Here is a 24750-nt window from a genome sequence, read left to right on the forward strand (position 1 = left end):
GAGAATTAAATATGGCACGTAAACAACGTTTTCGTGAAGAAGAAGAAGCAGCGGTAGATATGACGCCAATGCTTGACATCGTATTTATCATGCTTATTTTCTTTATCGTAACTACATCGTTCGTTAAAGAGGCTGGTATCGAGGTCAATAAACCAAAAGCTGCCCAAGCTACGAAGCAAAAAAATGCTAACATTTTTATTGCAATTCGCAGCGACGGTGCAATCTGGATTGATAAACAGCAAGTTGATGTTGAACGTGTTTCAGCAAAAATCGAAAGTTTATTAGCAGAACAACCTACTGATGTTGTAATTTTGCAAGCTGATAAAGAAGCAAAACACGGTACAGTGGTTAAAGTGATGGACCAGATTAAAGCGACAGGTGATAACCTGAGAATTTCAATAGCTGGAGATCAGTAATGATTCGTTTTCTGTTTTCACTGATTGCAGGTGGGGCAGTTACTTTCGGCTTGTTCTACTTCATGGCATACCTCATCTCTGGTGGGGCTGACCGTAATACGGAACAAAAAGAGCAGATCATAGTCGAAATTATGACGAATCCGCCTGAATCTAAGGTGCAGGAGAGGAAGCGTGTACCGCCTCCGCCTCCGCCACCGCCAAAGCAGCCGCCTAAACCGCAGCCGCCACAGCCGGAAAATAGCAACCCAAGTACGAGCTTGTCGTTTAATATGCCAAGCATCGATGTGGGAAGTACGGCCGGTGGGCTAAGTGGTCCAGGTGCATTTGGACGAGATGGTGATGCGACACCGATCGTTCGTATTGAACCAAAATATCCAACACAAGCAGCACGTGATGGTAAAGAAGGTTGGGTTCAACTTTCATTCACAATTGATGAGTTAGGTGGTGTGATTGACGTTGATGTAATCGACGCAGATCCAAAACGTATCTTTGACCGTGAAGCTAAACGTGCATTGCGTAAGTGGAAATACCGTCCTAAGATCATTGACGGAAAACCACAAAAGCAAGTTGGTTTACAAGTTCAACTAGACTTTAAACTTAACCAAGGCAACTAAGGAGGCGAGTAATGAGAAATTTTTCTAAAGTAACTGCACTTGCAATTCTTATGTCTGTGTCAGGTGTAGTATTGACTGCACCTGTTTTAGCGGCGCCAGATTACGCGAAAATTGAAGAGCGTAAGAAAGCAAAGACTAAAATCATGGGCGAACGTACTGGTAAGAAAGTAATTAAAGCGTTTGAATTCTATAATGAAGATGATGTTGATGGTGCAATTGCTTTATTGAAAGAGTTAGATCCGTCTAACGACTTTGACAAAGCAACTGTTAATCGTTACTTGGGCAGTATGTACGCTCAAAAAGAGCAGTACAAAGTTGCTATTAAGTATATGAAAGCAGCGATTGCACCAGATGTATTAAACTTTGCCGATCAGGCTCAAGGTTTAAAAACCTTAGGTGATATGTATGCAGGTACTGAACAATACAGTGCTGCCAAGCAAGCATATTATGATTGGATGGACTTTACAGGCGAAGAAGACCCAAAAGTTTACACTCGTATTGCGCAAGCAAGTTATGAGCTTAAACAATTTAATGAGGTTCTTGAGCCGGCAGACAAAGCAATTAAGTTAGCAAAAGAGCCTAATAAAGCTCCTTATCAACTTAAATTAGCTGCCTATTTTGAGAAAAAGCAATATCAAAATATGGTTAAAGTTGCTGAAGAAATCGTTCGTGTATGGCCTGAAGACAAAAAGTCTTGGGTAGGCTTAGGTAAGTATTATTTACAAACCGAAGACTATAAAAAAGGCCTAGCAACTATGGAAGTTGCTTACAAGAACGGTTACTTTGAAAACGAAGTTGAATACAAAGTTTTAGCTAACTTTTATTCTTTAAACGAAATTCCTTATAAAGCAGCTGTAACGCTTGAAAAGGCCGTTAAAGAAGAAAAAGTTAAACGCACTAAGCAAAACATGAGTGCGATTGCTAGTAACTACCATCGTTCGAAAGATATAGAGAAAGCTGCTAAGTACTACGAAGAAGCTGCTAAATTTGATAATGACGCTGAGCTTTACCGCAAAGCAGGTTCATTACTTTTACAATCTGAAAAATTCAGTGCTGCTGTTGTTCGTTTGAACAAAGCATTAGAGCTTGGCTCTGAAAAGAAAGGTACTATTTATTCAGATTTAGCTGAAGCGTTTTACTACCAAGGCAAGTATAAGCAAGCACATGCTGCTATTACTAAAGCTATGGACGACCCAAGCACACGTAGGTTTGCAAAAGGTTGGGCTACATATATTAAAGATAAAGCCGCTCGCAACGGTGTTAAAATTTAATATTTAATGTACTCTAGTATTTTTAAAAAGCCCCATTGGGGCTTTTTTTATTGGAATTAACATGAACAAAACGCCTATTATTTCATTGCTCTTTTGTTTGCTTTTAGCATCCTGCTCTAAGCCAGCTGACTTATTTTCATCTTATGAAGAGGCACAAACCGCGTTAATATCACTTAATACGGCTTTAAGTGCACAAAAAAACTCACATGCTACAGGACTTAGTAATGAGCAACTGCCTTTTACTGATGCATATTTAGTGCGTCGCCATGCTATTTACCAGCAGCTAATGCAAATGAAGTTAACTGTTGCGCAAACTAATCAGGTAAATTATTTGGTGATTGCTGAGCGATTTCCAGAGCGGTATTTCGCATGGCCTGCACACACTGATGTGTTATCAAACATGCTTTCGATAGTTAAAAATGATGCTCAGTATAAAAACATTGAACAATGGCTGATATTTGTTCAAACACAGCTTAAAGCCGCTGAGCAAAGTAACTTAAAGCTTAATAAAATAGAGCATAATTATTTAAAGCACTATGTACAGCAAGCAATTAACAGTACAGACACACCTATTGAGCTTAATGAGTCTCTGAGTGTATTAAATAATTACTTAGCGCAGTATAAGCCGAGAGGCAGCATTGGGTTGTCTGGCCTTGCTAATGGCAGCCAGTGGTATCAAAGTAAATTAAATTATTTTGCAAATGATGTGCTTTCACCGCTTGAGTGGCTAAGTCGCATTGATAGTAAATTTAAATCAATGCAGAGTCAAAAACAGCACACAATGGTAGAAGCTTCAAACGTCTCACAGCTTACCAAATTACTTTTAACTGATTCTAAAATAATGGGTTTAGACTGGTCAACGGGTTATACGCTATTACCTCAGCGGGCTAACACTACACAATTAGGACCTGCCGATGCGCAGCTCTATATGGCTATGATGGAAACTGATCTTGGGGTGCATTATCATGCGTGGACACTATCGCAAGCGCGTTTGAATTTACTAAAACGTTTAAATATTAGTGAAGAAGATGCGAGGATATTAGTTGAGGATATTCTTTTTTATCCAGGGCAATCATTTAGTTTTGCACCGCAATTACTCAATTAAATTTAAGTGCGCTACTACTTAGCGCACTTATCACACCGCTGAGCAGCAGGGTCTCTTTCTAAGCGCTGCTCTGATATTTTCTCTTCACAGTCACAGCAGTAGCCATATTGACCAATATCCATTTGACTAATTGCTGCTTCAAGCTTGTTCATTCGTTCAATTAACGGATTATACTCAGTACCTAATTGTTGAGCGGCTAAATCGAGCCACTCTTCATTGGATGTATGGGTTAGGATGCAGAGCAAATTTTGATGTGTAGGGTGAGTCGATTGTGACAGCAAACCTAATATAGTTGCTTTAACACTTTCTATTTCATCGTTTAGTCGTTGCTGGTGATGCATTAGCAGTATAACCCTTAAGTTAATTTGTAGTGATACTGCTATTATCTATTTAGATTTACTTAGGTGTTATGATTTGTATCAAATTGTGGCGCTTTCGCATACTTCTTTAACACTTCGGCTACTTCATCCTTGGCTTTTAAACGACGAATTTCATCAAATAATAGTCCTGCTTGTGGATATTGGCGTTTTAAATAACCAAGCCATTGTTTTGTTCGAGATGCAAAGTATTTAGTATCTTTGCTGGCTGTTTGGTGCATAGATGAATGAATAATATGGTGTAAAATATTTTCCCATGTCAGTTCATTGTAGCTTTCTTTATTAACCTGCGCTTTAATTTTTCTTGCTAGATCAGGATGTGAAAGAGCGCCACGACCAATCATCAAATCACGGCAACCACTACGTTTTTGGCATAAAAGTGCATCTTCTATTTGCCAAATTTCGCCATTGGCGACCACTGCAATTTTTTTATCTTTGACTAAAGGAGGGATTTTTTCCCAATAGGCGGGTGGATTGTAGCCATCGCGTTTAGTACGTGCATGTATTGCAATGCTGTTAGCACCCGCGCTAACAACGGCATCGACAATTTCTTGGCTATTACTATCATCATCAAAACCTAAGCGAATTTTAGCACTTACCTCATACTCATCATCAACGGCATCCCTTACCGTTTTTATAATCGAGTACATATGTTCAGGATCTTTGAGTAATACTGCACCGCCTTTGCTTTTATTGACAGTTTTTGCTGGGCAACCAAAGTTTAAATCAACACCATGAGAGCCTAAGCCAATTGCTTTTACAGCATTTTCTGCTAACACGTCGGCTACTTGGCCTAATAACTGAATGCGAACTGGAGTACCACTACGAGTGAGCCCCGCATTTTTAAGTTCAGGGCAATAACGGTGAAATACTTTATCTGGAAGGCAAGTATCTACAACACGGATAAATTCGGTCACACAAAGATCGAAGCCGCCTATGTCGGTAAGTAGTTGGCGCATTTTAAAGTCAACGACACCTTCCATCGGTGCTAAAATAAGTTTCATAGTGTGATTAATGTATTACTAAAAAAGGAGCGCCAGTTTACCTGTAAATCATAAATTCATAAAACGCTTATTAGCGTTCATAGAGAGTTAAATACCTTATTTGCAAAAAAATAGAAAATTTGAAAGTTTTTAGTTTAATACCGGTCTACTTTTATAATGATGTTCAACAAGTTTAAAAGGTAATTAAAAATGAATACAATAAAGAAAAACTCAATTGCATTAACATTAGGCGCAGTGGTTGTTGGCAGCGCAAGTATGGCGAGTACAGATGTTCAAGCTAATCCATTTGAGTTTCAACAAATGGTAGCTGGTTATCAATTAGACGCTGGTGAAGGCAAGTGCGGCGAAGGTAAATGCGGCGGCGACGCTAAAGCGAAAAAAGAAGGCAAGTGCGGCGAAGGTAAATGCGGCGGTGATGCTAAAGCTAAAAAAGAAGGTAAGTGCGGCGAAGGCAAATGTGGCGGTGACGCTAAAGCTAAAAAAGAAGGCAAATGCGGCGAAGGTAAATGCGGCGGCGAAGCTAAGAAAGAAAGTAAAGCTGGCGAAGGTAAATGCGGTGCACAAGGCAAAGCTCAAAAAGAAGGTAAGTGCGGTGAAGGTAAATGCGGCGCACAAGGTAAAGCCAAAAAAGTAGGCAAAGCCGAAGAAGGTAAATGTGGCGGTGACGCTAAAGCAAAAAAAGAAGGTAAGTGTGGCGAAGGTAAATGTGGTGGTAACCACTAAATTTTTCTTTTTTTGATACAAGTGAGAGGGCCATTAGGCCCTTTTTATTTAATATGAGGTTTTATTATGGCTCACATTCAAACGCCTAACTTTGGCATGGTCGGTTTAGGTTTGCGAAGAGAAATGCTAGATGAGCTTGAAAATGCAATACCAAAACAAATTGAGTTTATGGAAGTAGCTCCAGAGAACTGGTTAAAGCTAGGCGGGCGCTTTGAAAAGCAATTTAAACAGTTAACTAATAATAATCACTTTGTTTGCCACGGTTTGTCACTTTCTATTGGCTCACCGGAGCCGCTCGATATTGAATTTATAAAGTCGTTAAAAAACTTCTTTGATAACCACGATATTAAAGCTTATAGCGAACACTTGAGCTATTGCTCAGGTAAAGGCCATATGTATGACTTAATGCCAATTCCTTTTACTGAAGAAGCGATTAAACATGTCGTTTCTCGGGTTAAACAGGTACAAGATATATTAGAGCGACCACTTGTGCTCGAAAATGTGTCTTATTATGGTGCCCCTGGTCAGCAACTATCGGAGCTTGAATTTACCAATGCTATTTTAGAAGACGCTAATTGCCAGCTGTTGTTAGACGTTAATAATATTTATGTGAACTCGATTAATCATGGCTATGATGCACAAGCGTTTTTAAGTGGGCTACCAACTAATAAAATTGCCTATTGTCATGTTGCAGGCCACTACAATGAGGCTGATGACCTTATTATAGATACTCATGGCGCAGATGTTATTGACCCTGTCTGGCAATTGCTCGATAGCGCATATCAGGCACATGGTGTTTTTCCCACACTGCTAGAGCGAGATTTTAATATTCCGCCTATTAACGTGTTAACCAAAGAGCTGGATATAATCCATCAATTACAGGCAAAGCACCTTAAGTTGTTATCAACAGCACAAAGTGCTTAGCTGTTTGAATTTAATAAGTACTTGCTATTTTAGGGTTTTATAAGAGTCGTTATTATGAGTTTTATCGATGTGCAAAATGAGTTTATGGCCCATATTCGAGAGCCTAATATGCAGCCGTGTCCAACCGATGTTGAAGACAGACGAATGGCTATTTACCGAGATCTGTTTTTTAATAATATTAATGGCTTTGTTTCATCGGCATTTCCAGTTTTAAAAACACTTTATAGTGATCAACAGTGGCTATTACTGGTTCGTGAATTTTTTAGTGAACATGATTGCCAATCTCCTTATTTTTTAGATATAGGAGAAGAATTTATTACCTATTTAATGACAAGCTATGTACCTAGAGAGTCTGATCCGGTGTTTATGCTGGCGCTAGCCCATTATGAATGGATTGAGCTTGACGTGTCTGTAATGAAGGCTGACTCCCGTGAGCTCCCTCTAAGCACTAATAAGCTTACTCATTCTCCTTTGTATTTATCTAAAACAGCGCGTAACTTAAGCTACGACTATCCAGTGCAACATATAAGTGAAGAGTTTCAACCTCAACAGCCTTCAGAGCAGCCGTATTTCTTTGTTGTTTACCGCGATGAGAGTGATGAGGTGCAATTTTTGGCCACCAATGCCATGACCGCCATGCTACTGTCTATTATTGAAAATGAAGCGGGGAGTACGTTTGAGCAGGTTTGCCAACAGGTTAGTGAAAATGCACCACAATTTAATCTTGAGCAAATAACACAAGGGGCACTCAGTACCTTAACAGCTATGGCACAGCGGCAAATTATAGTGACAAAAAATCAAGACTAAGCTCTTTATTGATTATTTCACATCGTCTATTATAGCGCCTTTATTTGTTGTGCTTAATAAAAGGTTGTACCCATGTCAGATGATAAAGACTTTAAAGACCCGTTCAATGCGGCTTACTTTTTTGCATTCTTAGCCGTATTTGCTGGAATAGGGTGTTTAAATGCCATTTTAGGTTGGATCACCAGCTTAACTTAATCAGGTTTTATTTTAAGGCTGTTGTTTTTCATCAGCCTTACATTTTTATCACTTCCCTCTCCCGACACTTTATAATTATCGCAAACTCGCAATTTACGACCACTTAAGGTTATAATCACCTGCTTTGTAATATTAATCATTGAGCAGTTAAAATTATGACTCAAGTAACACCAGCAATTATCAAAAACAGCATTACTACAATTGCTGATTATCCTAAAGCGGGCATTATGTTTCGCGATGTAACAACCCTAATGGCAAACCCTGAAGCGTTTAAAGCAACCATAGATGCATTTATTGACGCTTATAAAGACCAAGGTTTTACTAAAATTATCGGCACTGAATCACGTGGCTTTATTTTTGGTGCTCCGCTATCTTATGCTTTGGGAATTCCTTTTATCCCTGTTCGTAAACCAGGTAAATTACCGCGCGAAGTTATTCGCCAAGATTACCAACTCGAATATGGCGAAGATACACTAGAGCTTCATACTGATGCGATTGTAGCCGGTGATAAAGTCTTGTTAGTTGACGACTTGTTGGCGACCGGTGGTACAATTGAAGCAACAGCCAAGTTGGTTGCAAAATTAGGCGGTAACGCCACAGATGCTGCCTTTGTTGTATCACTTCCAGAGCTTGGTGGTGAGCAACGTATTGAAAAAATGGGCATCAATATTTTAAAATTGGTTGAATTCGAAGGCGAATAATCGATGAGTTATCAGGTTCTAGCGAGAAAATGGCGTCCTCAAACCTTTCATGAATTGGTTGGGCAGTCTCATGTAAAACAGGCGCTGGTAAACGCGCTGACTCAAAATAGACTGCATCACGCTTATTTATTCACTGGAACCCGTGGTGTTGGTAAAACCACCATTGCCCGTATTTTTGCTAAAAGCTTAAATTGTGATGAAGGTATATCTGCCACACCATGTGGTCAATGTAGTAGCTGTGTTGATATAGAGGCAGGGCGCTACATTGATTTACTCGAAATAGATGCGGCTTCACGCACTAAGGTTGAGGATACGCGTGAGATACTTGATAACGTTCAATATGCGCCAACGCGCGGACGTTACAAAGTATATCTAATCGATGAAGTACACATGTTGTCAAAGCACAGCTTTAATGCGTTATTAAAAACGCTTGAAGAGCCGCCTGAGCATGTGAAATTTTTGCTCGCAACCACTGATCCTCAAAAATTACCAGTGACTATTTTATCTCGCTGTTTACAGTTTAATCTGAATGCATTGTCGCAAGCTGAGATTAAGCAACAGCTTGAGCATGTGCTTACCCATGAGCAGCTTAACTTCGATAATGATGCGCTAAGTATTATTGCCAAAGCGGCCGATGGTAGTATGCGAGATGCATTAAGTCTGACCGATCAGGCTATTGCTCAAACAAATGGTGATATTAAAAATCAAGCTGTACAAGACATGCTTGGTTTAATGGACACCCATTACAGTCAAAGTTTACTTGCGGCATTATTAGCGCAAGATGGCACAGCCTTGATGAATGAAGTTGCTCAAGTCGCTAGCCGAAATCCAAATTACATTGCGCTGCTTGATGACTTAATTGCGCTAACGCATGTGATTCAATTGGGTCAATTAGTCCCTGAAGCAGCAGCGCTTGATAGCAATAACGCCGATTACATTGAGCATGTTGCAGCGCATACCCATGCCCAACAAATTCAAGTGTATTACCAGTTATTACTCAATGGCAAAAAAGATTTACAATGGGCACCTGAGCCTCGTTTAGGATTTGAAATGATTATGCTCAGGTTATTGGCATTTGAACCTACGCAGTTGCAAACCAATCAACCTGAACCTAGCTCACAAGCTGCGCCAGAGCAAAATAGTGCAGGGCGGGCTAATGCTCTGCGTGATATTTTAAATAAAAATAAGCCAGCGCAGAGTAATACACCTCAAACTCAGCCATTAGCAACTAATAAGCAGCCAACAAAAGCCGCTGAGCCTGAGGTTTCACAGCCTGATAATAGCCAAACACAGAATGAGCAAAGTCCGGTACAAAGCCAGCCTCAAATTGTAGATACCCCCGTAATAAGTGATGAGCAAGCGCAGCGTCAAAGCGAAGATGATGCCTACATGCAGCACAGTGATGTAGAACAAACCATTGCCGCGCAATACGATGATGTAATGAGTAGCGCTGTTGATCAAGGGTTTAACCCTGAGTTAGCAAATGCCACTAGTAACGCAGAACAGTCTGCGTCATCAATGGGTGAGCAAGAAGCGCGAGCACAGTCAGCAATAGCGCGTATTTTACGCGATAGAAACATTTCGGGTGCCGGTAAGCTTTCAAGTGCCGCTATTGAAAAGCCAACTGAAGAAAAACCAGTACCGACAAAATCCGAATTTAGTCGCCCGGTGAGCAATGAAGCACAAACTGTATCGCAGCAGCCACCGCCATGGGATAGTGAGGTGAGCGATGACCTGCAAAAAAAGCCTCAGCTCCCAGCACAGGGGAGCCGAGCTCAGGTAGCAAATAAGCCAGCGAGTAAAGTTGACTTTAAAGCAAAGCATCAAACGATTACTGAAAATTTAGCACCGGAGCTATTAGAGCAAATTAACCCGCAAAAACCAGCACCTGTTGTTGAACAAGAGCCTAGTATTCCCGTACCTGATGATTTTCAAAGCCCAATTAGTGACATTAGATTTGCTCATCAACAAGACGAATGGGCCTATTTAATAAAGCGTATGGGACTTGGCGGACGTATGCGCCAGTTTGCATTGCATTCAATTTTTACCAAACAAGATAATCATTTTCATATTGAAGTGGATGAATCGCAAAAGCACTTAGATACGCCAATGTTACGTCAAAAGTTAAATGTGGCGTTATCTAGTATTTATGGACACAACGTTGAGCTTAATATTGATTTTGCTAGCGGGGTGATTGACTCACCTTATTTGATTCAACAAAAAATTGATGCAGGTCGTCACCAGCAAGCGATTGATGTGATCACCAGCGATGAAAATATAGTACAATTTCAACAGCTATTTAGCGCTGAAATTGACGAAAACAGTATTCAGGCATTGTAATTAACGACCAGTGCCCTTATTTATACTCCAGTTAATGTATTAAAAGAAAGAGAGACGATTATGTTTAAAGGTGGAATGGGTAACATGATGAAGCAAGCGCAGCAAATGCAAGAGCGCATGCAAAAAGCCCAAGAAGAAATCGCAACGATGGAAGTGGTTGGTGAAGCCGGTGCAGGTTTAGTGAAAGTAACCATGCTTGGTAACCACAATGTTCGTCGTGTTGAGCTTGATGAAAGCTTAATGGAAGACGACAAAGACATGATTGAAGATTTACTTGCAGCAGCGTGTAATGATGCTGTTCGCCGTGTTGCTGAAGAAACTCAAGAGCGCATGGGCAAAGTAACAGGCGGTATGCAATTACCACCTGGTATGAAAATGCCGTTCTAAGCAACTATGCAACTTTCAGATAGTTTAACATCGCTAATAGAAGCACTTCGTTGTCAGCCAGGTATTGGCCCGAAATCTGCTCAGCGTATTGCATTTCATTTATTAGAGCGCGACCGCAAAGGTGGCACTCAGCTTGGGAATGCGCTAACAAAAGCGATGACGGCTGTAGGGCATTGTCAGTCGTGCCGCACGTTTACCGAGCAAGCACAATGTGATATTTGCTTAAGCACTAAGCGCCAAGACAGCGGCATTTTATGTGTGGTTGAGTCGCCTACAGATGTGTTAGCGATTGAACAAACAGGCCAATACAAAGGACTCTATTTTGTATTAATGGGACATTTGTCACCGATTGATGGCATAGGGCCTAAAGAAATTGGTCTAGACGTGCTTGAGCAAAAGCTTGCCCATGGCGGTATTAATGAAGTTATATTAGCCACTAATCCTACGGTTGAAGGTGAAACAACGGCTCATTATATTGCCCAGCTTTGTCATAAATACAAAGTGGGTGCATCGCGAATAGCTCATGGTATTCCTGTGGGTGGCGAGCTTGATTTAGTCGATGGCACAACCTTAATGCATGCATTTAGTGGCAGGCGCTTAGTCAGCCATGAATAGTTTATTTTAAGCTTAACTATTTGAACTTACTTTAAAAGCCTACATACTGTAGGCTTTTTTGTTGGCTTTAATTGCAATATAAACAAAAGTTTAAGGATGGTATGGCTGCAATAACCCAAAGTGCTAATGTGATTGTTGATGACTTTATCGCACCTGTTTGCCATGAACACATAAAAATTATTTATCAAGATGATGATATTTTATTGATCAATAAACCTAGCGGCTTGTTGAGCTTGTCGGGTAAAAACCCTCTTAACTGGGATTCTGTTCACTATAGGCTTGTTAATGGCCAACAAGGTGTTACCGCAGCGTTTCCTACTGCGATATTACCCCACCGTTTAGATTTAGGTACCTCCGGAGTGATGGTGGTAGCACTTAACGAGCAAGCAGCTAAAGCACTGAATCAGCAATTCCAATCCCGAAGTGTTAAAAAGCAATATCGCGCAATGCTCTTTGGATTGGTTGCAGAGTCTCAGGGAGAAATTACTGCGCCTATAGCAAAAGATAAAATGTTATTTCCGAAAGTGAAAATTTGTCACCAGAGCGGCAAACCCTCGCGCACTCAATTTAAAGTGGTTAAACGCTTTAACAAAGAGCAAAAAACTTTGGTCGATTTTACTCCTATAACTGGACGCACTCATCAACTTAGAATTCACAGTTTAATTTTTGGCCACCCTATACTAGGGTGTGATTTATATAAAAATGATTGCAGTGAGCAGGGTGCTCAACGATTATTATTACATGCCAGCGATTTATTTTTTGTGCATCCATGCACTGATAAGCCAATGCACGGGCATGCCACAACGCCTTTTTAATTGATTAAGCCCTTTAAAGTGTCTTTGAATGGGGTTTTTTATTTTTTTTACTTGAACTTCTCACGGCTCACCCCATATTAAGTGCATAACGCAGACACTTTGCAAATTGGAGATACATAAATGACTGCAGCACAAAAAGAAACATTAGGCTTTCAAACAGAAGTAAAACAACTATTAAACTTAATGATTCACTCGCTTTATTCAAATAAAGAAATCTTTTTACGCGAGCTTGTATCAAATGCATCTGACGCAGCCGATAAACTACGCTTTTTAGCCCTTTCAAACGGTGACCTTTATCAAGGTGATGCTGACTTACGCGTACGTATAAGCGCCGATAAAGACGCTAATACAGTGACCATTTCTGATAATGGTATTGGTATGACGCGTGATGAAGTGATCAGCTCATTAGGCACCATTGCTAAGTCGGGTACGGCTGAATTTTTCAAAAACTTAACGGGCGATCAAAGTAAAGATTCACAGCTTATTGGTCAATTTGGTGTTGGTTTTTATTCAGCATTTATTGTTGCTGATGAAGTGACTGTTCGTACTCGTAAAGCAGGAGAGACTACAGCGGTTGAATGGCAGTCAAAAGGTGAAGGCGAGTACACGCTACAAGAAATCGAAAAAGAAGGCCGTGGTACAGATATTATTTTACATCTTCGTGAAGAAGAAAATGAATATGCAGATGAATGGCGTCTTCGCAGTATCGTTACTAAATACTCTGATCATATTTCTACACCAGTACAAATGTACAAGGCAGAAGTACCTGAGTCTGAAGGTGAAGATGGTGAAAAAATTCCGGCTGTTCCAGGTGAGTGGGAAAGCATTAACCGTGCAACTGCATTATGGACACGTGACAAATCAGAAATCTCTGAGGACGAATACAAAGAGTTTTATAAGCATGTAAGCCACGACTGGGAAGATCCGCTTAGCTGGGGACATAATAAAGTTGAAGGTAAAACTGAATACACCAGTTTGTTATACATTCCTAAAAAAGCACCCTTTGATTTATGGAACCGTGAGCGCCAAAGTGGTTTAAAACTTTATGTTCAACGCGTGTTTATCATGGATGACGCTGAACAGTTTATGCCAAGCTACTTACGTTTTGTTAAAGGCTTATTGGACTCAAACGATTTACCACTAAACGTATCGCGTGAAATTTTACAAGACAACAAAGTTACCCAAGCTATTCGCAAGGGGTGTACGTCGCGTATTATTAAAATGCTTGAGCGTATGGCTAAAAACAAAGCCGATGATTACCAAACATTTTGGAATGAATTTGGTCAGGTAATGAAAGAAGGGCCTGCAGAAGATGCGGCCAACAAAGAAAGCATTGCTAAATTACTGCGTTTTTCATCAACGCACACCGACTCAGAAACTCAAGATGTTTCACTTGAGCAATACATTGAGCGCATGAAGGACAGCCAAGATAAAATTTACTATGTGGTTGCTGACTCATTTATTGCTGCTAAAAATTCACCACACTTAGAAATCTTCCGTAAAAAAGGCATTGAAGTATTATTGCTAAGCGATCGTGTAGATGAGTGGATGATGAGCCATTTAACGGAATTTGGCGAAAAGCAATTTCAGTCAATTACCCGCGGTGATTTAGACTTAGGTAAGCTAGATGACGAAGAAACTAAAAAAGCACAAGAAGAGTCTGAAAAAGAAGTTGCAGGCTTGGTTGAGCGTATCAAAACTGCATTAGGAGATGATGTTAAAGATGTACGCTTTACTCACCGCCTAACCGACTCTCCAGCGTGTGTAGTGAGTGATGACAATGACATGAGCTCGCAAATGCAAAAGCTAATGGAGTCAGTAGGTCAAGCTGTTCCAGAGGCTAAGCCTGTGTTTGAATTAAACCCAGAGCACCAACTGGTTAAGCATTTAAATGATGAACAAGACGAAGATAAGTTTGCACAGTGGTCACATGTACTACTAGACCAAGCCTTGCTTGCAGAGCGCGGTACGCTTAAAGATCCAACTGGATTTGTAACTCGCTTAAATAAACTTATGCTTGATTTAAGCAAATAAGTATAAAAATCAATGATTGAGTAAAAAGGGAACGTCTGTTCCCTTTTTTATGCCCTGCTCGAAGGGTTCTGCCTAAGGGCGATTTACTCTTTGTTGCCTACATGGATATAGGCAGGGGGTGAGCAGGACGCGGAAGCTTTACTCGGTTTTTACTTAGCCCACTAGGTTACAAACCCCGCGCCGCGATTAAATTCTCCCTAGTTTGAACAAATATTAATCCGCAAAGGTCAACAGACCCTAGACAATTAGTATAAGTTACTTGAGTATCTGCAGCGCTTATGGAAGAATTCAGACTTTAAAATAAACTCTCATATTAGGGGACAATGATATGCGCATTATTCTTTTGGGCGCGCCGGGTGCAGGTAAAGGTACTCAAGCTCAGTTTTTAATGGATAGATACGGTATTCCACAAATTTCTACCGGTGATATGCTACGAGCTGCAATTAAAGAGGGCACACCACTAGGCCTAGAAGCAAAAAAAGTAATGGACGCAGGTCAGCTTATTTCTGACGATATTATTATTGGCCTTGTTAAAGAGCGTATTGCCAAGCCAGATTGTGAAAAAGGCTTCTTACTAGATGGTTTCCCACGTACAATTCCACAAGCTGATGCAATGAAAGAAAATGGCGTAGTGGTTGATCACGTTATTGAATTTGATGTTGCTGATGAAGTTATCGTTGAGCGTATGGGCGGACGTCGTGTTCATCCTGGCTCTGGCCGTGTTTACCATGTTGTTTACAATCCTCCAAAAGAGGAAGGTAAAGACAACGAAACAGGTGAAGAACTAATTATTCGTGCAGATGATACCGAAGAGACTGTTCGTAAACGCTTAGGTATTTACCATGAGCAAACAATGCCATTGGTTGACTACTACCAAGCAGAAGCTAAAGCGGGTAATACTCAGTACCATAAATTAGATGGTACCCAAGCGGTTGAAGCAGTAAGCAAGCAACTAGCTGAGCTACTAGGTTAATTTTTTAACCACACAGCAAAATAAAAAACCGCTTTTATAGCGGTTTTTTATTTCCTGAAATTCGACCTTTAAAGCATTTTAAGCTTTTCAATGACGCTATCATATTCAGGCTCGGTTGATAAACTACTAACTAATTGCTTATAAATAACCTTATGGCTCTTATCAAGAATAAAAACAGAGCGGGTAAGTAATCCCATATCTTTAATGATTAAGCCATACTGTTGACCAAAATCACGCCATACAGAATCAGAAAGCGTCGTTACTTTATCGATATTTTCGGCCTTACAAAAACGCTTTTGCGCAAATGGTAAATCGGCACTAATAGTGAGCATGGCCACGCCTGGAAATTGTTGGGCGACTTTTTCATTAAAGTGCTTAGTTTGTAAGCTACAAATACCGGTATCTAAGCTCGGAACAACACTAATTAATACAGCTTGGCCTTTATAATCTTCTAACGTAACAGCAGTGAAACTGTCATTAACTACTTTAAAGTTAGGGGCATCTTCACCAACTTTAAGGCCTTTACCTAATAAGGTCACTGGCTTACCTTGTGCAGTTACTTTTCCTGCATCGAGTGTGTTTTCGGGTAAATCTGCGGCAAAACTGGCACAGCAAAATAGGCTTAATGCAAAAGCTAATGTACGACGCATGGAGTTTTTTCCTTTTAAATTAACGCAATAGTTGTGAGTGTATTATAATGTAGATAAGTAACCAAGCAGAAAAATCCACAGCTTTATTTTTGCCTAAAATTGAAAATAATTAATACATTGATTACTATGTATGTATAAGAAATAGGTATTATTTTTTATGTATCCGTGGCTTGTTCTACACGCTTAAAATTACACCCAGTTTTAAAATAGTGAGATTGTATGTCAACATCGGTTTTAATATGTGATGATTCAAAATTAGCACGACGCCAGTTGGCTCGTTCCTTACCCGATGATTGGGATATTAAAATTGAATTTGCATGTGACGGTGTAGACTGCATAAAACAAATAAGCAAAGCCCAACCTGAAATTCTTTTCCTTGATTTAAATATGCCAGAGATGGACGGCTATGGTGTGTTGGCAGCAATGAAAGATCAGGGACTAGACGTGCTCACTGTTGTGGTATCGGGCGATATTCAACCAAGCGCACATCAACGTGTACTTGAACTTGGCGCCATAGACTTTATTCAAAAACCATGTTCCCCTGAAAAGCTCGCTGCCATTATAGAGCACCATGGCATAAGAGATAGAGCACTGCGTGAACGTTTGTCCCACACTTTAGGTGAACAAGTTGACCCTGATGTTCGTGATATATACCAAGAGCTGACTAATGTTGCTATGGGCCAAGCAGGGGATCTACTTGCACGACTGCTTAATGTATTTGTTAAGCTACCCATTCCTAATGTTAATGTTTTAGAAGTCAGTGAGCTTAATATGGCGCTAAGCTCTGTTGATACCAATGACACTACGTCGGGTATTTGCCAAGGTTTTATTGGCGGCGGGGTATCTGGTGAGGCGTTATTACTTTTAAATGATTCTAGTTTTAAAGAAATAGCCTCATTAATGAATTACGAAGGTGAATTAAACGACAAGGTTGAGTTAGAGTTGCTAATGGATGTAAGTAACATTTTAATTGGCGCTATATTAACAGGCTTATCAAAGCAGCTCGACATGACCTTTAGTCAAGGCCATCCCATTGTATTGGGCCAGCACCGTGATGTTTCTGAGCTTGTTCAGTCTAATAAGTCGCGTTGGCAACGGACACTTGCCATAGAAATTAGTTACGGTATTGAAAATCATGATATTAGTTGTGATTTAATGTTGCTCTTTACTGAAGATTCACTTAAAACTTTGAAATATAAAGTTGCTTATCTACTGGAAGATTAAATATTTATGCCAGCTGATTTAGATTTAAATGAAATCCATTGGTTAATGGACATGTTTAATACTGTTGATGTAGGCCTTGTGGTGCTTGATAGAGACTACAAGGTGTGCGTTTGGAATGGCTTTATGGAAAACCATTCTGGGCTGTTACCGAGTGCAGTAAAAGATAAAGACTTGTTTGATCTATTTCCAGCCATAGATGAAAAATGGTTTAGAAGTAAAGCAGAGTCAGTGTTTGTATTAAAAAATCGCTCATTTACTATTTGGGAACAGCAGCCGTATATTTTTCGTTTTAAAAATTATCGACCGATTACAGGTAAAGCGGATTATATGTATCAAAACGCCACGTTTATTCCACTTACGAATGTACGAGGGGAAGTAGAGCATATTTGTATTATTATCTACGATGTAACGGATATTGCAGTTAACAAAAAAGAGCTTGAAGAGTTAAACAAAAAATTAGAGCAAGTAAGCCAAACTGACAGCCTTACCCAGCTTGCAAACCGAGGACATTGGGAGCATTTGTTACATCAAGAATTTTTACGTACTAAGCGCAGTGAAGGTTGCTGCTCGTTATTAATTTTTGATATCGATCACTTTAAAAAGGTAAACGATGACTTTGGTCATAGTGCTGGAGATGAAGCTCTTCGTCATATAGCGAGTTTACTCAAAACTGCATTGCGTGAAACTGATATTGCTGGGCGATACGGCGGTGAAGAGTTTGTTGTTACTTTATTAGATACCGATAAACAAGGGGCTATCGTATTTGCTGAGCGCTTACGCCAATTAATTGAAACCTCACCAGCGAAATACAAAGAGCACACTATGCATATGGCCATTAGTGTGGGTATTGCCTGCTTTGACAACGAATTTAAAGATCATGAGCGTTGGATTGAAGCTGCCGATAAAGCACTTTACCATTCAAAAGAAACCGGTCGAAATAAAGTGTCGGTATATGCTGATATAAAAAATGATGCGTAAGCATCATTTTTTAATTGGGAGGTAAAATAAGTAAATCAGTTTTGAGTAAACGCATTATTTTTTCTACGGTATTACCAATGAGTTTAGCTTTAATCCCTACATTTCCTACAGAGCCTATAATCATTAAATCAGCATTAAGCTTAGCCACTAAGCTTAAGATCACCTGCTCGGGAATCCCGCTTTAATATGAAGCTTATCGCGTAAGTTATTATCAGTTATAAGGGCCTGCTGCGATTGCGGTAGTTTCTTAAACGCATTAACGAGTTGTTCCTTAGAAAAAACCAAGCCTAAATCTCTTAATATTGGAGAAATATAGACAGTATAACCTGCATAAAACTCACAATTGGTTCGCTATGCATATTTTTACTCTGTTGTATGGCGTGAGTCATCGCTTGGGCATTGACCAATGGTTGAAATATCACCAGAATTTGACTCCTGTTCAAGTTTTACCTTAAAGCCCCATAGTCTGTAAAGGTGTTTTAATACCTCCTCATGGGAGTTGGCCAGTGGAATGGCGTTGTGAGGGATATATCGCAGGGTTAATGAGCGATCGCCACGCAAGTCTACATCGTAAACTTGTATGTTAGGTTCATGATTACTAAGGTTATATTGTGCAGAAAGTGCCTCTCTAACCGCTTTGTAGCCATTATCGTCATGAATAGCGCCTATTTGTAAATGTGGGTTGTTAGCATGGTCTACTATAGTGAACAATTTAAAGTCTCTGATCAGTTTTGGCGATAAAAATTGGCTAATAAAACTTTCATCTTTAAAGTTTTGCATTGCAAAGTGAAGAGTTTCAAGCCAGTCACTACCAGCATGTTCAGGAAACCAGCGTTTATCTTCTTCTGTCGGGTTTTCACAAATTCGGCGTATATCTACCATCATATTAAAACCCAGCGCATAGGGGTTAATACCTGAGTAATAATCGCTATTATAAGGGGGTTGATATACAACATTTGTATGGCTTTGTAAAAACTCTAACATAAATGAGTCGGTTAGTTTTCCCTCATCATATAAGTGGTTCAAAATAGTGTAGTGCCAAAAAGTGGCCCAACCTTCATTCATAACCTGTGTTTGTTTTTGCGGATAAAAGTACTGCGATATTTTTCGCACAATACGTACGATTTCTCGTTGCCATGGCTCAAGTAAAGGAGCATTTTTTTCAATAAAATACAGAATGTTTTCCTGTGGCTCTTGCGGAAAGTGGCGCTCACTTTTTTTTGATTCTTGCTGCTGAGAGGGAATGGTACGCCATAGTTCATTAACTTGTGATTGTAAGTACTCAGCCCGTTCTTGCTGGCGTTTTTGTTCTTCAAACAACGAAATACGCTGCGGACGTTTATACCTGTCAACACCATAACTCATTAACGCATGGCAAGAGTCGAGTATGCTTTCTACTTCAGAAATACCGTATTTCTCTTCACAGCGGCTAATATAGTTTTTAGCAAACAATAAATAGTCAATTATAGAACTGGCATCAGTCCATGTTTTAAATAAATAATTCCCCTTAAAAAAAGAGTTATGCCCGTAACACGCATGTGCCATAACCAATGCCTGCATCGGCAGCGTATTTTCTTCCATTAAATAAGCTATACATGGATTGGAGTTAATCACAATTTCATATGCAAGGCCCATTTGACCTCGTTTATAATTTTGTTCTGTTTGGATAAACTTTTTACCGTAAGACCAGTGAGTATAGCCAATAGGCATGCCTACACTGGAGTAAGCATCCATCATTTGCTCAGCAGTGATCACTTCAATTTGGTTAGGGTATGTGTCTAGTTTATAATGCTCAGCAACACGTGCAATTTCATCTTGATATTGCTGAAGTAACTCAAAGGTCCAATCGGGCCCATCACTGATTCGCTCGTTATTCATATTGCTACCTCGCTTTGGCTATGCAGCCCCTTGCTGTTGACGGCCTTTTTTAAATAGCTCCCTAAATATAGGGTAAATGTCTTCAACACCTTGAATATGTTGGATGGCAAAATTACTGTGAGTTTGGCTTATGCTTTGGTACTCGCGCCATAAACTTTGGTGGGCGCGGGTAGTAATTTCTATATAGGCAAAATATCGCACTGCGCTTAACAGTTTGTTACGTAAAATATGCCCACATTGCGGGGTATCATCTGCCCAGTTATCACCATCAGAGGCTTGTGCTGCGTATATATTCCACTCATCAGCATTATAGCGCTCTGCTATTATTTCATTCATCAGCTTAAGCGCACTTGAAACGATAGTACCGCCCGTTTCTTGGGAGTAAAAAAACTCTTGTTCATCAACTTCTTTAGCTTGAGTATGATGACGAATATACACAACCTCAATGTCTTTATAGCTGCGAGTTAAAAACTGATAAAGCAAAATATAAAAGCGTTTTGCCATGTCTTTGGTGGCTTGATCCATTGAACCGGATACATCCATAATACAAAACATTACTGCTTTGCTGGTTGGGTGTGGTTGTTTATTATAGTTACGAAAACGCAAATCGTAGTTATCAATAAAGGGTACCGATTTAATTTGCTGCTTTAGAATGTCGATTTCTTGTTGCAACAATGTCACAGCGGCTTTGTCGCAGTGTGGTTGTTCAAGCAGTAGTGCTAATTGCCCCTCAAGTTCACTAAGGCGGCGCTTTTTTCCTGCGGTCATTGCAATTCTACGAGCTAAAGAGCCTTGTAATGAACGCACTACGTCAATATTACTGGGCATACCGTCGCTGCAAAACCCAGCGCGATGGGTTTTCATTTGTACGAGCTTATCGAGCTGATTTTCTTGTAAATTAGGGAGTTCTAAATCTTCAAATAACAAATCAAGATATTCGTCTTTAGAAATTGAGAAAACAAAATCATCTTGGCCTTCGCCAGAATCACTCGCTTCACCTTCGCCCGCGCCACCGCCTTGTCCACCTTTAGGTCGCTCAATTTTATCACCAGTAGAGAACTGATCGTTCCCTGGATGTATTTGCTCTCTATTACCGCCTCTACCTTGATGAAAAGTAGGTTCACTAATATCACGCTGTGGAATAGATATACTCTCCCCAGAGCTAGAGTCGGTGACGCTGCGTTTATTTATCGCATCAGACACCGCTTCTTTTATCTGCTTTTTATAACGCCTAATAAAACGCTGGCGGTTAACTGTGCTTTTGTTTTTGCCATTTAAACGCCTGTCGATAAAATGCGCCATAATGACCTCCTAAAAACTGCAATTATGAAGGTTATTGCGATTTTCTAACCCGTAAATACCACTCAGATAGCAAGCGCACTTGTTTTTGCGTGTAGCCTTTTTCAACCATACGGTTAACAAAGTCCTCATGCTTTTGCTGATCCTCAGCCGATGTTTTAGCATTGAATGAAATGACAGGGAGTAAGTCTTCGGTGTTTGAGAACATTTTTTTCTCAATAACAGTGCGTAGTTTCTCATAACTCGTCCATAGCGGATTCTTACCATTATTGTGAGCGCGAGCACGTAGTACAAAGTTAACAATTTCATTTCTGAAATCTTTAGGATTTGAAATACCTGCCGGTTTCTCAATTTTTTCTAGCTCAGCATTAAGCGCATCACGGTCAAACAATTGCCCTGTATCAGGGTCGCGATATTCTTGATCTTGAATCCAAAAATCAGCATAAATAACGTAGCGGTCAAAAATATTTTGTCCGTATTCCGAGTACGATTCTAGATAGGCGGTTTGCAGCTCTTTACCTATAAACTCAACATATTGTGGAATTAAATAGCCTTTTAAAAAGCTTAAATAACGCTCTTCAACCTCGGCACTAAATTGTTCTCGTTCAATTTGTTGCTCAAGTACATAAAACAAATGTACTGGGTTGGCGGCCACTTCGGTGGTATCAAAGTTGAATACGCGAGATAAAATTTTAAACGCAAAACGAGTTGAAAGACCGTTCATGCCCTCATCGACACCAGCGTAATCACGATATTCTTGGTATGACTTAGCTTTTGGATCGGTATCTTTGAGTGTTTCACCATCGTAGACCCGCATTTTAGAGTAAATGCTAGAGTTTTCTGGCTCTTTTAAGCGCGAGAGAGTGGTAAATTGAGCTAAAATTTTAAGTGTTCCTGGCGCACATGGAGCATTATAAAGCTCACTGTGTTCAATCAGCTTATCGTAAATTTTAATTTCTTCGGTCACTCTTAAGCAATATGGGACTTTAACAATATAAACACGGTCTAAAAAAGCTTCGTTGTTTTTATTGTTTTTAAAGGTTTGCCATTCTGACTCGTTGGAGTGGGCGAGTATCATACCGTTAAATGGCAGGGCGCTTATGCCTTCTGTGCCGTTATAGTTGCCTTCTTGTGTGGCTGTTAAAAGCGGGTGTAGCACTTTTATCGGTGCTTTGAACATTTCCACAAACTCCATTAGGCCTTGGTTAGCTAAACATAATGCGCCTGAATAAGCGTACGCATCAGGATCATTTTGCGCAAAGTGTTCAAGCTGGCGGATATCTACTTTACCTACAAGAGCCGAAATATCTTGGTTGTTTTCATCGCCGGGCTCTGTTTTAGCAATCGCTACTTGATTTAAAATTGATGGGAAGCGTTTAACCACTCTAAATTGGCTAATATCACCATTAAATTCTTGTAAGCGTTTTGCGGCCCATGGCGACATCACTGTTTTAAGGTAGCGTGACTTAATTCCATATTCTTTTTCGAGCAGGTTTGCATCTTCAATGGGGTCAAATAATGCCAGCGGATGGTCATTAACTGGTGAGCCTTTAATGGAGTAGATAGGCACTTGTTGCATTAAATACTTTAATTTTTCGGCAATTGATGACTTACCACCACCCACAGGGCCGAGTAAATAAAGTACTTGTTTACACTCCTCTAAGCCTTGTGCTGCATGTTTTAGATAAGACACAATTTGTTCAATAGCGTCTTCCATGCCATAAAAGTCAGCAAATGCTGGGTAACGTGCAACAACACGATTTGAAAATAAGCGACTTAGGCGAGTATCGGTAGCAGTATCTACCATTTTAGGCTCGCCAATGGCCATCAGTAACCTTTCAGGTGCACTGGCATAAGCAGACTTATCGGTTTTACAAATTTCGAGGAATTCAGCAACACTGTACTCTTCTTCTTGTGTTGATTCATAACGTGCTTGGTAGTGATCAAAAATAGTCATAATGACCTCCGAAACCTACTTTGAAAATGTATTCACTATCTAAAGTCTAGTCACGAATTTCATTTTTTGTGCAATAAAATTAAAAATTTATATGAAAAATGATCAAGATGCGCTTTTATAAAACAACCTACGTATAAACGCAATTAATGTAAATTGTAGGCATAAAAAAAGACGCCTAAGCGTCTTTTTAAAACTAGTATTAAACTAATTATGCGAAGTTAGCGTTCGCGAATTCCCAGTTAACTAGTGACCAGAAACCTTTAAGGTAATCTGGACGCACGTTACGGTAATCAATGTAGTATGCGTGTTCCCATAAATCCACTGTTAGGATTGGAGTAACACCTGCATCTGTTAGTGGTGTAGCAGCGTTAGATGTATTAACGATGTCTAGTGAACCATCAGCCAGTTTAACTAACCAAGTCCAGCTTGAACCAAAGTTATTTACTGCTTTATCATTTAACGCGTCTTTAAATGCGTCAAATGAGCCCCATTTGGCGTTAATTGCATCAGCAATTGCACCTGTTGGAGCGCCACCGCCATTTGGAGATAGGCTGTTCCAGTAGAAAGTGTGGTTCCAGATTTGAGCAGCGTTATTAAATACACCGCCTTCTGAAGAACATACGATTTCTTCAAGTGACTTACCTTCAAACTCAGTGCCTGGGATTAAACCGTTAAGTTTAGTCACATAAGTGTTGTGGTGTTTACCATGGTGAAACTCTAGCGTTTCTTGTGAAATATGTGGCTCAAGTGCATCAATTGCATACGGTAGTGACGGTAGTTCAAATGCCATTTTTTATCTCCATCTTCTTTTGGTTGATAGTCTATTTAGTAATACGTAATGCCTGCGCAAACAGGGCACTTATCTATACCAAACAGGAATATAGTGTTACTATAATTGTTGAGTATTTTACTGAAGTTTTAGCAAACAGCAATGCTCTTGCTAAAGCTATTTAAGATTGAGGCTTTAATTGCCTATTTTAATCTATATATCTGAGGCCACAGTGAAACTTTTTCAAGGCCTAATGTGTTCGCTATCGTCATTTTGAGGTTGTAAATGGAAACCATCGATAAAATTAAACAGCAAATTGCTGAAAACCCAATCATCTTATACATGAAAGGATCACCAAAACTGCCTAATTGTGGTTTTTCTTCACAAGCATCACAAGCGTTAATGTCGTGTGGTGAACCGTTTGCTTATGTAGATATTTTACTTAATCCAGACATTCGTGCAGAGCTTCCTGCGTATGCTAACTGGCCTACTTTCCCACAACTTTGGGTTGAAGGTGAGTTAATTGGTGGCTGTGACATTATCATTGAAATGTTTCAACGTGGTGAATTACAACCACTGATCGCAGAAACAGCTGCAAAGCATAAACCTGCAGACGCTGAATAAGCGTTTAGGTAAAAAAAAGCTGCAATTTGCAGCTTTTTTTATGTCTATAAATTATTTACTCTTGTTGCTT

General features: G+C 39.9%; 26 protein-coding genes. 18 read left to right on the top strand and 8 right to left on the bottom strand.

Annotated features, from left to right (window positions below):
- Positions 1 to 11 precede the first annotated feature (11 nt).
- The 4 genes from AN392_RS12685 (at position 12) to AN392_RS12700 (ending at position 3406) form a co-directional block, all read left to right on the top strand.
- Positions 12 to 416 (top strand): biopolymer transporter ExbD, encoded by a 405-nt coding sequence (locus AN392_RS12685; RefSeq protein ID WP_006792384.1) that lies wholly within the window; start codon positions 12 to 14, stop codon positions 414 to 416.
- A complete protein-coding gene (locus tag AN392_RS12690; protein WP_010388569.1) occupies positions 416 to 1030 on the top strand; it encodes an energy transducer TonB in 615 nt (204 codons plus the stop codon). The genes AN392_RS12685 and AN392_RS12690 overlap by 1 nt, the downstream gene beginning before the upstream one ends.
- 11 nt (positions 1031 to 1041) lie before the next feature.
- Entirely contained in the window at positions 1042 to 2301 is a 1260-nt protein-coding gene (locus AN392_RS12695; RefSeq protein ID WP_055012926.1) for a tetratricopeptide repeat protein, read from the top strand.
- Between the two features lie 61 nt (positions 2302 to 2362).
- Positions 2363 to 3406, top strand: coding sequence for a hypothetical protein (locus AN392_RS12700; protein WP_055012927.1), 1044 nt, complete (start codon positions 2363 to 2365; stop codon positions 3404 to 3406).
- A gap of 14 nt (positions 3407 to 3420) precedes the next feature.
- Here AN392_RS12700 and AN392_RS12705 read toward each other — a convergent pair whose 3' ends face one another.
- Together AN392_RS12705 and AN392_RS12710 are read right to left on the bottom strand one after the other, a co-directional pair.
- Positions 3421 to 3747 (bottom strand): TraR/DksA C4-type zinc finger protein, encoded by a 327-nt coding sequence (locus AN392_RS12705; RefSeq protein ID WP_010388576.1) that lies wholly within the window; start codon positions 3745 to 3747, stop codon positions 3421 to 3423.
- Positions 3748 to 3806: 59 nt separating this feature from the next.
- Positions 3807 to 4787 carry a tRNA-dihydrouridine synthase gene (locus tag AN392_RS12710; RefSeq protein WP_055012928.1) on the bottom strand — a complete coding sequence of 327 codons (981 nt, stop codon included), beginning with the start codon at positions 4785 to 4787 and terminating at the stop codon, positions 3807 to 3809.
- Positions 4788 to 4976: 189 nt separating this feature from the next.
- Here AN392_RS12710 and AN392_RS12715 point away from each other — a divergent pair, with 189 nt between their 5' ends.
- From AN392_RS12715 to adk, 11 genes are all read left to right on the top strand, one after another.
- Positions 4977 to 5510, top strand: a complete 534-nt coding sequence (locus AN392_RS12715; protein ID WP_055012929.1) for a hypothetical protein — start codon at positions 4977 to 4979, stop codon at positions 5508 to 5510.
- A 66-nt stretch (positions 5511 to 5576) separates the two neighbouring features.
- Entirely contained in the window at positions 5577 to 6434 is an 858-nt protein-coding gene (locus AN392_RS12720; protein WP_055012930.1) for a DUF692 domain-containing protein, read from the top strand.
- Positions 6435 to 6488: 54 nt separating this feature from the next.
- On the top strand, positions 6489 to 7241 hold the full coding sequence (locus tag AN392_RS12725) for a DUF2063 domain-containing protein (RefSeq protein ID WP_055012931.1): 753 nt from the start codon (positions 6489 to 6491) through the stop codon (positions 7239 to 7241).
- Positions 7242 to 7313: 72 nt separating this feature from the next.
- Positions 7314 to 7436, top strand: coding sequence for a hypothetical protein (locus AN392_RS18785; RefSeq protein ID WP_008109320.1), 123 nt, complete (start codon positions 7314 to 7316; stop codon positions 7434 to 7436).
- 155 nt (positions 7437 to 7591) lie between these two features.
- Entirely contained in the window at positions 7592 to 8137 is a 546-nt protein-coding gene (apt, locus tag AN392_RS12730; protein WP_008109316.1) for an adenine phosphoribosyltransferase, read from the top strand.
- A gap of 3 nt (positions 8138 to 8140) precedes the next feature.
- The gene (gene dnaX, locus AN392_RS12735; protein WP_055012932.1) at positions 8141 to 10477 is read left to right on the top strand and encodes a DNA polymerase III subunit gamma/tau; all 2337 of its coding nucleotides are present in this window, start codon (positions 8141 to 8143) and stop codon (positions 10475 to 10477) included.
- A 60-nt stretch (positions 10478 to 10537) separates the two neighbouring features.
- Positions 10538 to 10864 (top strand): YbaB/EbfC family nucleoid-associated protein, encoded by a 327-nt coding sequence (locus AN392_RS12740; protein WP_010388590.1) that lies wholly within the window; start codon positions 10538 to 10540, stop codon positions 10862 to 10864.
- Between the two features lie 6 nt (positions 10865 to 10870).
- A complete protein-coding gene (gene recR / locus AN392_RS12745) occupies positions 10871 to 11479 on the top strand; it encodes a recombination mediator RecR (protein WP_010388591.1) in 609 nt (202 codons plus the stop codon).
- Positions 11480 to 11580: 101 nt separating this feature from the next.
- Positions 11581 to 12294: an RluA family pseudouridine synthase gene (locus AN392_RS12750; RefSeq protein WP_055012933.1), complete on the top strand. Its 714-nt coding sequence runs from the start codon at positions 11581 to 11583 to the stop codon at positions 12292 to 12294.
- A 120-nt stretch (positions 12295 to 12414) separates the two neighbouring features.
- Positions 12415 to 14328: a molecular chaperone HtpG gene (htpG, locus tag AN392_RS12755; RefSeq protein WP_054201119.1), complete on the top strand. Its 1914-nt coding sequence runs from the start codon at positions 12415 to 12417 to the stop codon at positions 14326 to 14328.
- A 328-nt stretch (positions 14329 to 14656) separates the two neighbouring features.
- Complete coding sequence (gene adk, locus AN392_RS12760) at positions 14657 to 15301, top strand: adenylate kinase (RefSeq protein ID WP_008468042.1); 645 nt, start codon at positions 14657 to 14659, stop codon at positions 15299 to 15301.
- Positions 15302 to 15369: 68 nt separating this feature from the next.
- Here adk and tpx read toward each other — a convergent pair whose 3' ends face one another.
- Entirely contained in the window at positions 15370 to 15951 is a 582-nt protein-coding gene (tpx, locus tag AN392_RS12765; RefSeq protein ID WP_055012934.1) for a thiol peroxidase, read from the bottom strand.
- 219 nt (positions 15952 to 16170) lie between these two features.
- On the opposite strand from tpx, the gene AN392_RS12770 reads away from it, so the two are divergent.
- Both AN392_RS12770 and AN392_RS12775 read left to right on the top strand, forming a co-directional pair.
- Entirely contained in the window at positions 16171 to 17175 is a 1005-nt protein-coding gene (locus AN392_RS12770; RefSeq protein WP_010388597.1) for a response regulator, read from the top strand.
- Positions 17176 to 17181: 6 nt separating this feature from the next.
- Complete coding sequence (locus tag AN392_RS12775) at positions 17182 to 18153, top strand: diguanylate cyclase (RefSeq protein WP_010388598.1); 972 nt, start codon at positions 17182 to 17184, stop codon at positions 18151 to 18153.
- Between the two features lie 10 nt (positions 18154 to 18163).
- On the opposite strand, the gene AN392_RS18735 is transcribed toward AN392_RS12775, so the two are convergent.
- The 5 genes from AN392_RS18735 to AN392_RS12800 all read right to left on the bottom strand — a co-directional run bounded on the left by AN392_RS18735 (position 18164) and on the right by AN392_RS12800 (position 24077).
- Entirely contained in the window at positions 18164 to 18316 is a 153-nt protein-coding gene (locus AN392_RS18735; RefSeq protein WP_235575590.1) for a universal stress protein, read from the bottom strand.
- Between the two features lie 200 nt (positions 18317 to 18516).
- Complete coding sequence (locus AN392_RS12785; protein ID WP_055012935.1) at positions 18517 to 20031, bottom strand: SpoVR family protein; 1515 nt, start codon at positions 20029 to 20031, stop codon at positions 18517 to 18519.
- Between the two features lie 18 nt (positions 20032 to 20049).
- A complete protein-coding gene (locus tag AN392_RS12790) occupies positions 20050 to 21333 on the bottom strand; it encodes a YeaH/YhbH family protein (protein WP_010388601.1) in 1284 nt (427 codons plus the stop codon).
- A gap of 31 nt (positions 21334 to 21364) precedes the next feature.
- Positions 21365 to 23287: a PrkA family serine protein kinase gene (locus AN392_RS12795; RefSeq protein ID WP_010388602.1), complete on the bottom strand. Its 1923-nt coding sequence runs from the start codon at positions 23285 to 23287 to the stop codon at positions 21365 to 21367.
- Between the two features lie 208 nt (positions 23288 to 23495).
- Positions 23496 to 24077: a superoxide dismutase gene (locus tag AN392_RS12800; protein WP_010388603.1), complete on the bottom strand. Its 582-nt coding sequence runs from the start codon at positions 24075 to 24077 to the stop codon at positions 23496 to 23498.
- A 264-nt stretch (positions 24078 to 24341) separates the two neighbouring features.
- On the opposite strand from AN392_RS12800, the gene AN392_RS12805 reads away from it, so the two are divergent.
- Positions 24342 to 24680 carry a Grx4 family monothiol glutaredoxin gene (locus tag AN392_RS12805; RefSeq protein WP_024602947.1) on the top strand — a complete coding sequence of 113 codons (339 nt, stop codon included), beginning with the start codon at positions 24342 to 24344 and terminating at the stop codon, positions 24678 to 24680.
- Positions 24681 to 24750: the final 70 nt, after the last annotated feature.

Source organism: Pseudoalteromonas sp. P1-16-1b (assembly GCF_001401785.1).
Classification (GTDB): domain Bacteria; phylum Pseudomonadota; class Gammaproteobacteria; order Enterobacterales; family Alteromonadaceae; genus Pseudoalteromonas; species Pseudoalteromonas undina.

Excerpts from the sequence above, each read along its gene's own strand:
- apt (WP_008109316.1), top strand. The coding sequence starts at position 7,592 with ATGACTCAAGTAACACCAGCAATTATCAAAAACAGCATTACTACAATT.
- AN392_RS12750 (WP_055012933.1), top strand. The coding sequence starts at position 11,581 with ATGGCTGCAATAACCCAAAGTGCTAATGTGATTGTTGATGACTTTATC.
- tpx (WP_055012934.1), bottom strand. The coding sequence starts at position 15,951 with ATGCGTCGTACATTAGCTTTTGCATTAAGCCTATTTTGCTGTGCCAGT.
- AN392_RS12770 (WP_010388597.1), top strand. The coding sequence starts at position 16,171 with ATGTCAACATCGGTTTTAATATGTGATGATTCAAAATTAGCACGACGC.
- AN392_RS12775 (WP_010388598.1), top strand. The coding sequence starts at position 17,182 with ATGCCAGCTGATTTAGATTTAAATGAAATCCATTGGTTAATGGACATG.
- AN392_RS12715 (WP_055012929.1), top strand. The coding sequence starts at position 4,977 with ATGAATACAATAAAGAAAAACTCAATTGCATTAACATTAGGCGCAGTG.
- AN392_RS12805 (WP_024602947.1), top strand. The coding sequence starts at position 24,342 with ATGGAAACCATCGATAAAATTAAACAGCAAATTGCTGAAAACCCAATC.
- dnaX (WP_055012932.1), top strand. The coding sequence starts at position 8,141 with ATGAGTTATCAGGTTCTAGCGAGAAAATGGCGTCCTCAAACCTTTCAT.
- AN392_RS12795 (WP_010388602.1), bottom strand. The coding sequence starts at position 23,287 with ATGACTATTTTTGATCACTACCAAGCACGTTATGAATCAACACAAGAA.
- AN392_RS12705 (WP_010388576.1), bottom strand. The coding sequence starts at position 3,747 with ATGCATCACCAGCAACGACTAAACGATGAAATAGAAAGTGTTAAAGCA.
- AN392_RS12695 (WP_055012926.1), top strand. The coding sequence starts at position 1,042 with ATGAGAAATTTTTCTAAAGTAACTGCACTTGCAATTCTTATGTCTGTG.
- AN392_RS18785 (WP_008109320.1), top strand. The coding sequence starts at position 7,314 with ATGTCAGATGATAAAGACTTTAAAGACCCGTTCAATGCGGCTTACTTT.
- recR (WP_010388591.1), top strand. The coding sequence starts at position 10,871 with ATGCAACTTTCAGATAGTTTAACATCGCTAATAGAAGCACTTCGTTGT.
- AN392_RS12720 (WP_055012930.1), top strand. The coding sequence starts at position 5,577 with ATGGCTCACATTCAAACGCCTAACTTTGGCATGGTCGGTTTAGGTTTG.
- AN392_RS12785 (WP_055012935.1), bottom strand. The coding sequence starts at position 20,031 with ATGAATAACGAGCGAATCAGTGATGGGCCCGATTGGACCTTTGAGTTA.
- AN392_RS12800 (WP_010388603.1), bottom strand. The coding sequence starts at position 24,077 with ATGGCATTTGAACTACCGTCACTACCGTATGCAATTGATGCACTTGAG.
- AN392_RS12725 (WP_055012931.1), top strand. The coding sequence starts at position 6,489 with ATGAGTTTTATCGATGTGCAAAATGAGTTTATGGCCCATATTCGAGAG.
- AN392_RS12740 (WP_010388590.1), top strand. The coding sequence starts at position 10,538 with ATGTTTAAAGGTGGAATGGGTAACATGATGAAGCAAGCGCAGCAAATG.
- AN392_RS12710 (WP_055012928.1), bottom strand. The coding sequence starts at position 4,787 with ATGAAACTTATTTTAGCACCGATGGAAGGTGTCGTTGACTTTAAAATG.
- AN392_RS12700 (WP_055012927.1), top strand. The coding sequence starts at position 2,363 with ATGAACAAAACGCCTATTATTTCATTGCTCTTTTGTTTGCTTTTAGCA.
- AN392_RS12790 (WP_010388601.1), bottom strand. The coding sequence starts at position 21,333 with ATGGCGCATTTTATCGACAGGCGTTTAAATGGCAAAAACAAAAGCACA.
- AN392_RS12690 (WP_010388569.1), top strand. The coding sequence starts at position 416 with ATGATTCGTTTTCTGTTTTCACTGATTGCAGGTGGGGCAGTTACTTTC.
- adk (WP_008468042.1), top strand. The coding sequence starts at position 14,657 with ATGCGCATTATTCTTTTGGGCGCGCCGGGTGCAGGTAAAGGTACTCAA.
- htpG (WP_054201119.1), top strand. The coding sequence starts at position 12,415 with ATGACTGCAGCACAAAAAGAAACATTAGGCTTTCAAACAGAAGTAAAA.
- AN392_RS12685 (WP_006792384.1), top strand. The coding sequence starts at position 12 with ATGGCACGTAAACAACGTTTTCGTGAAGAAGAAGAAGCAGCGGTAGAT.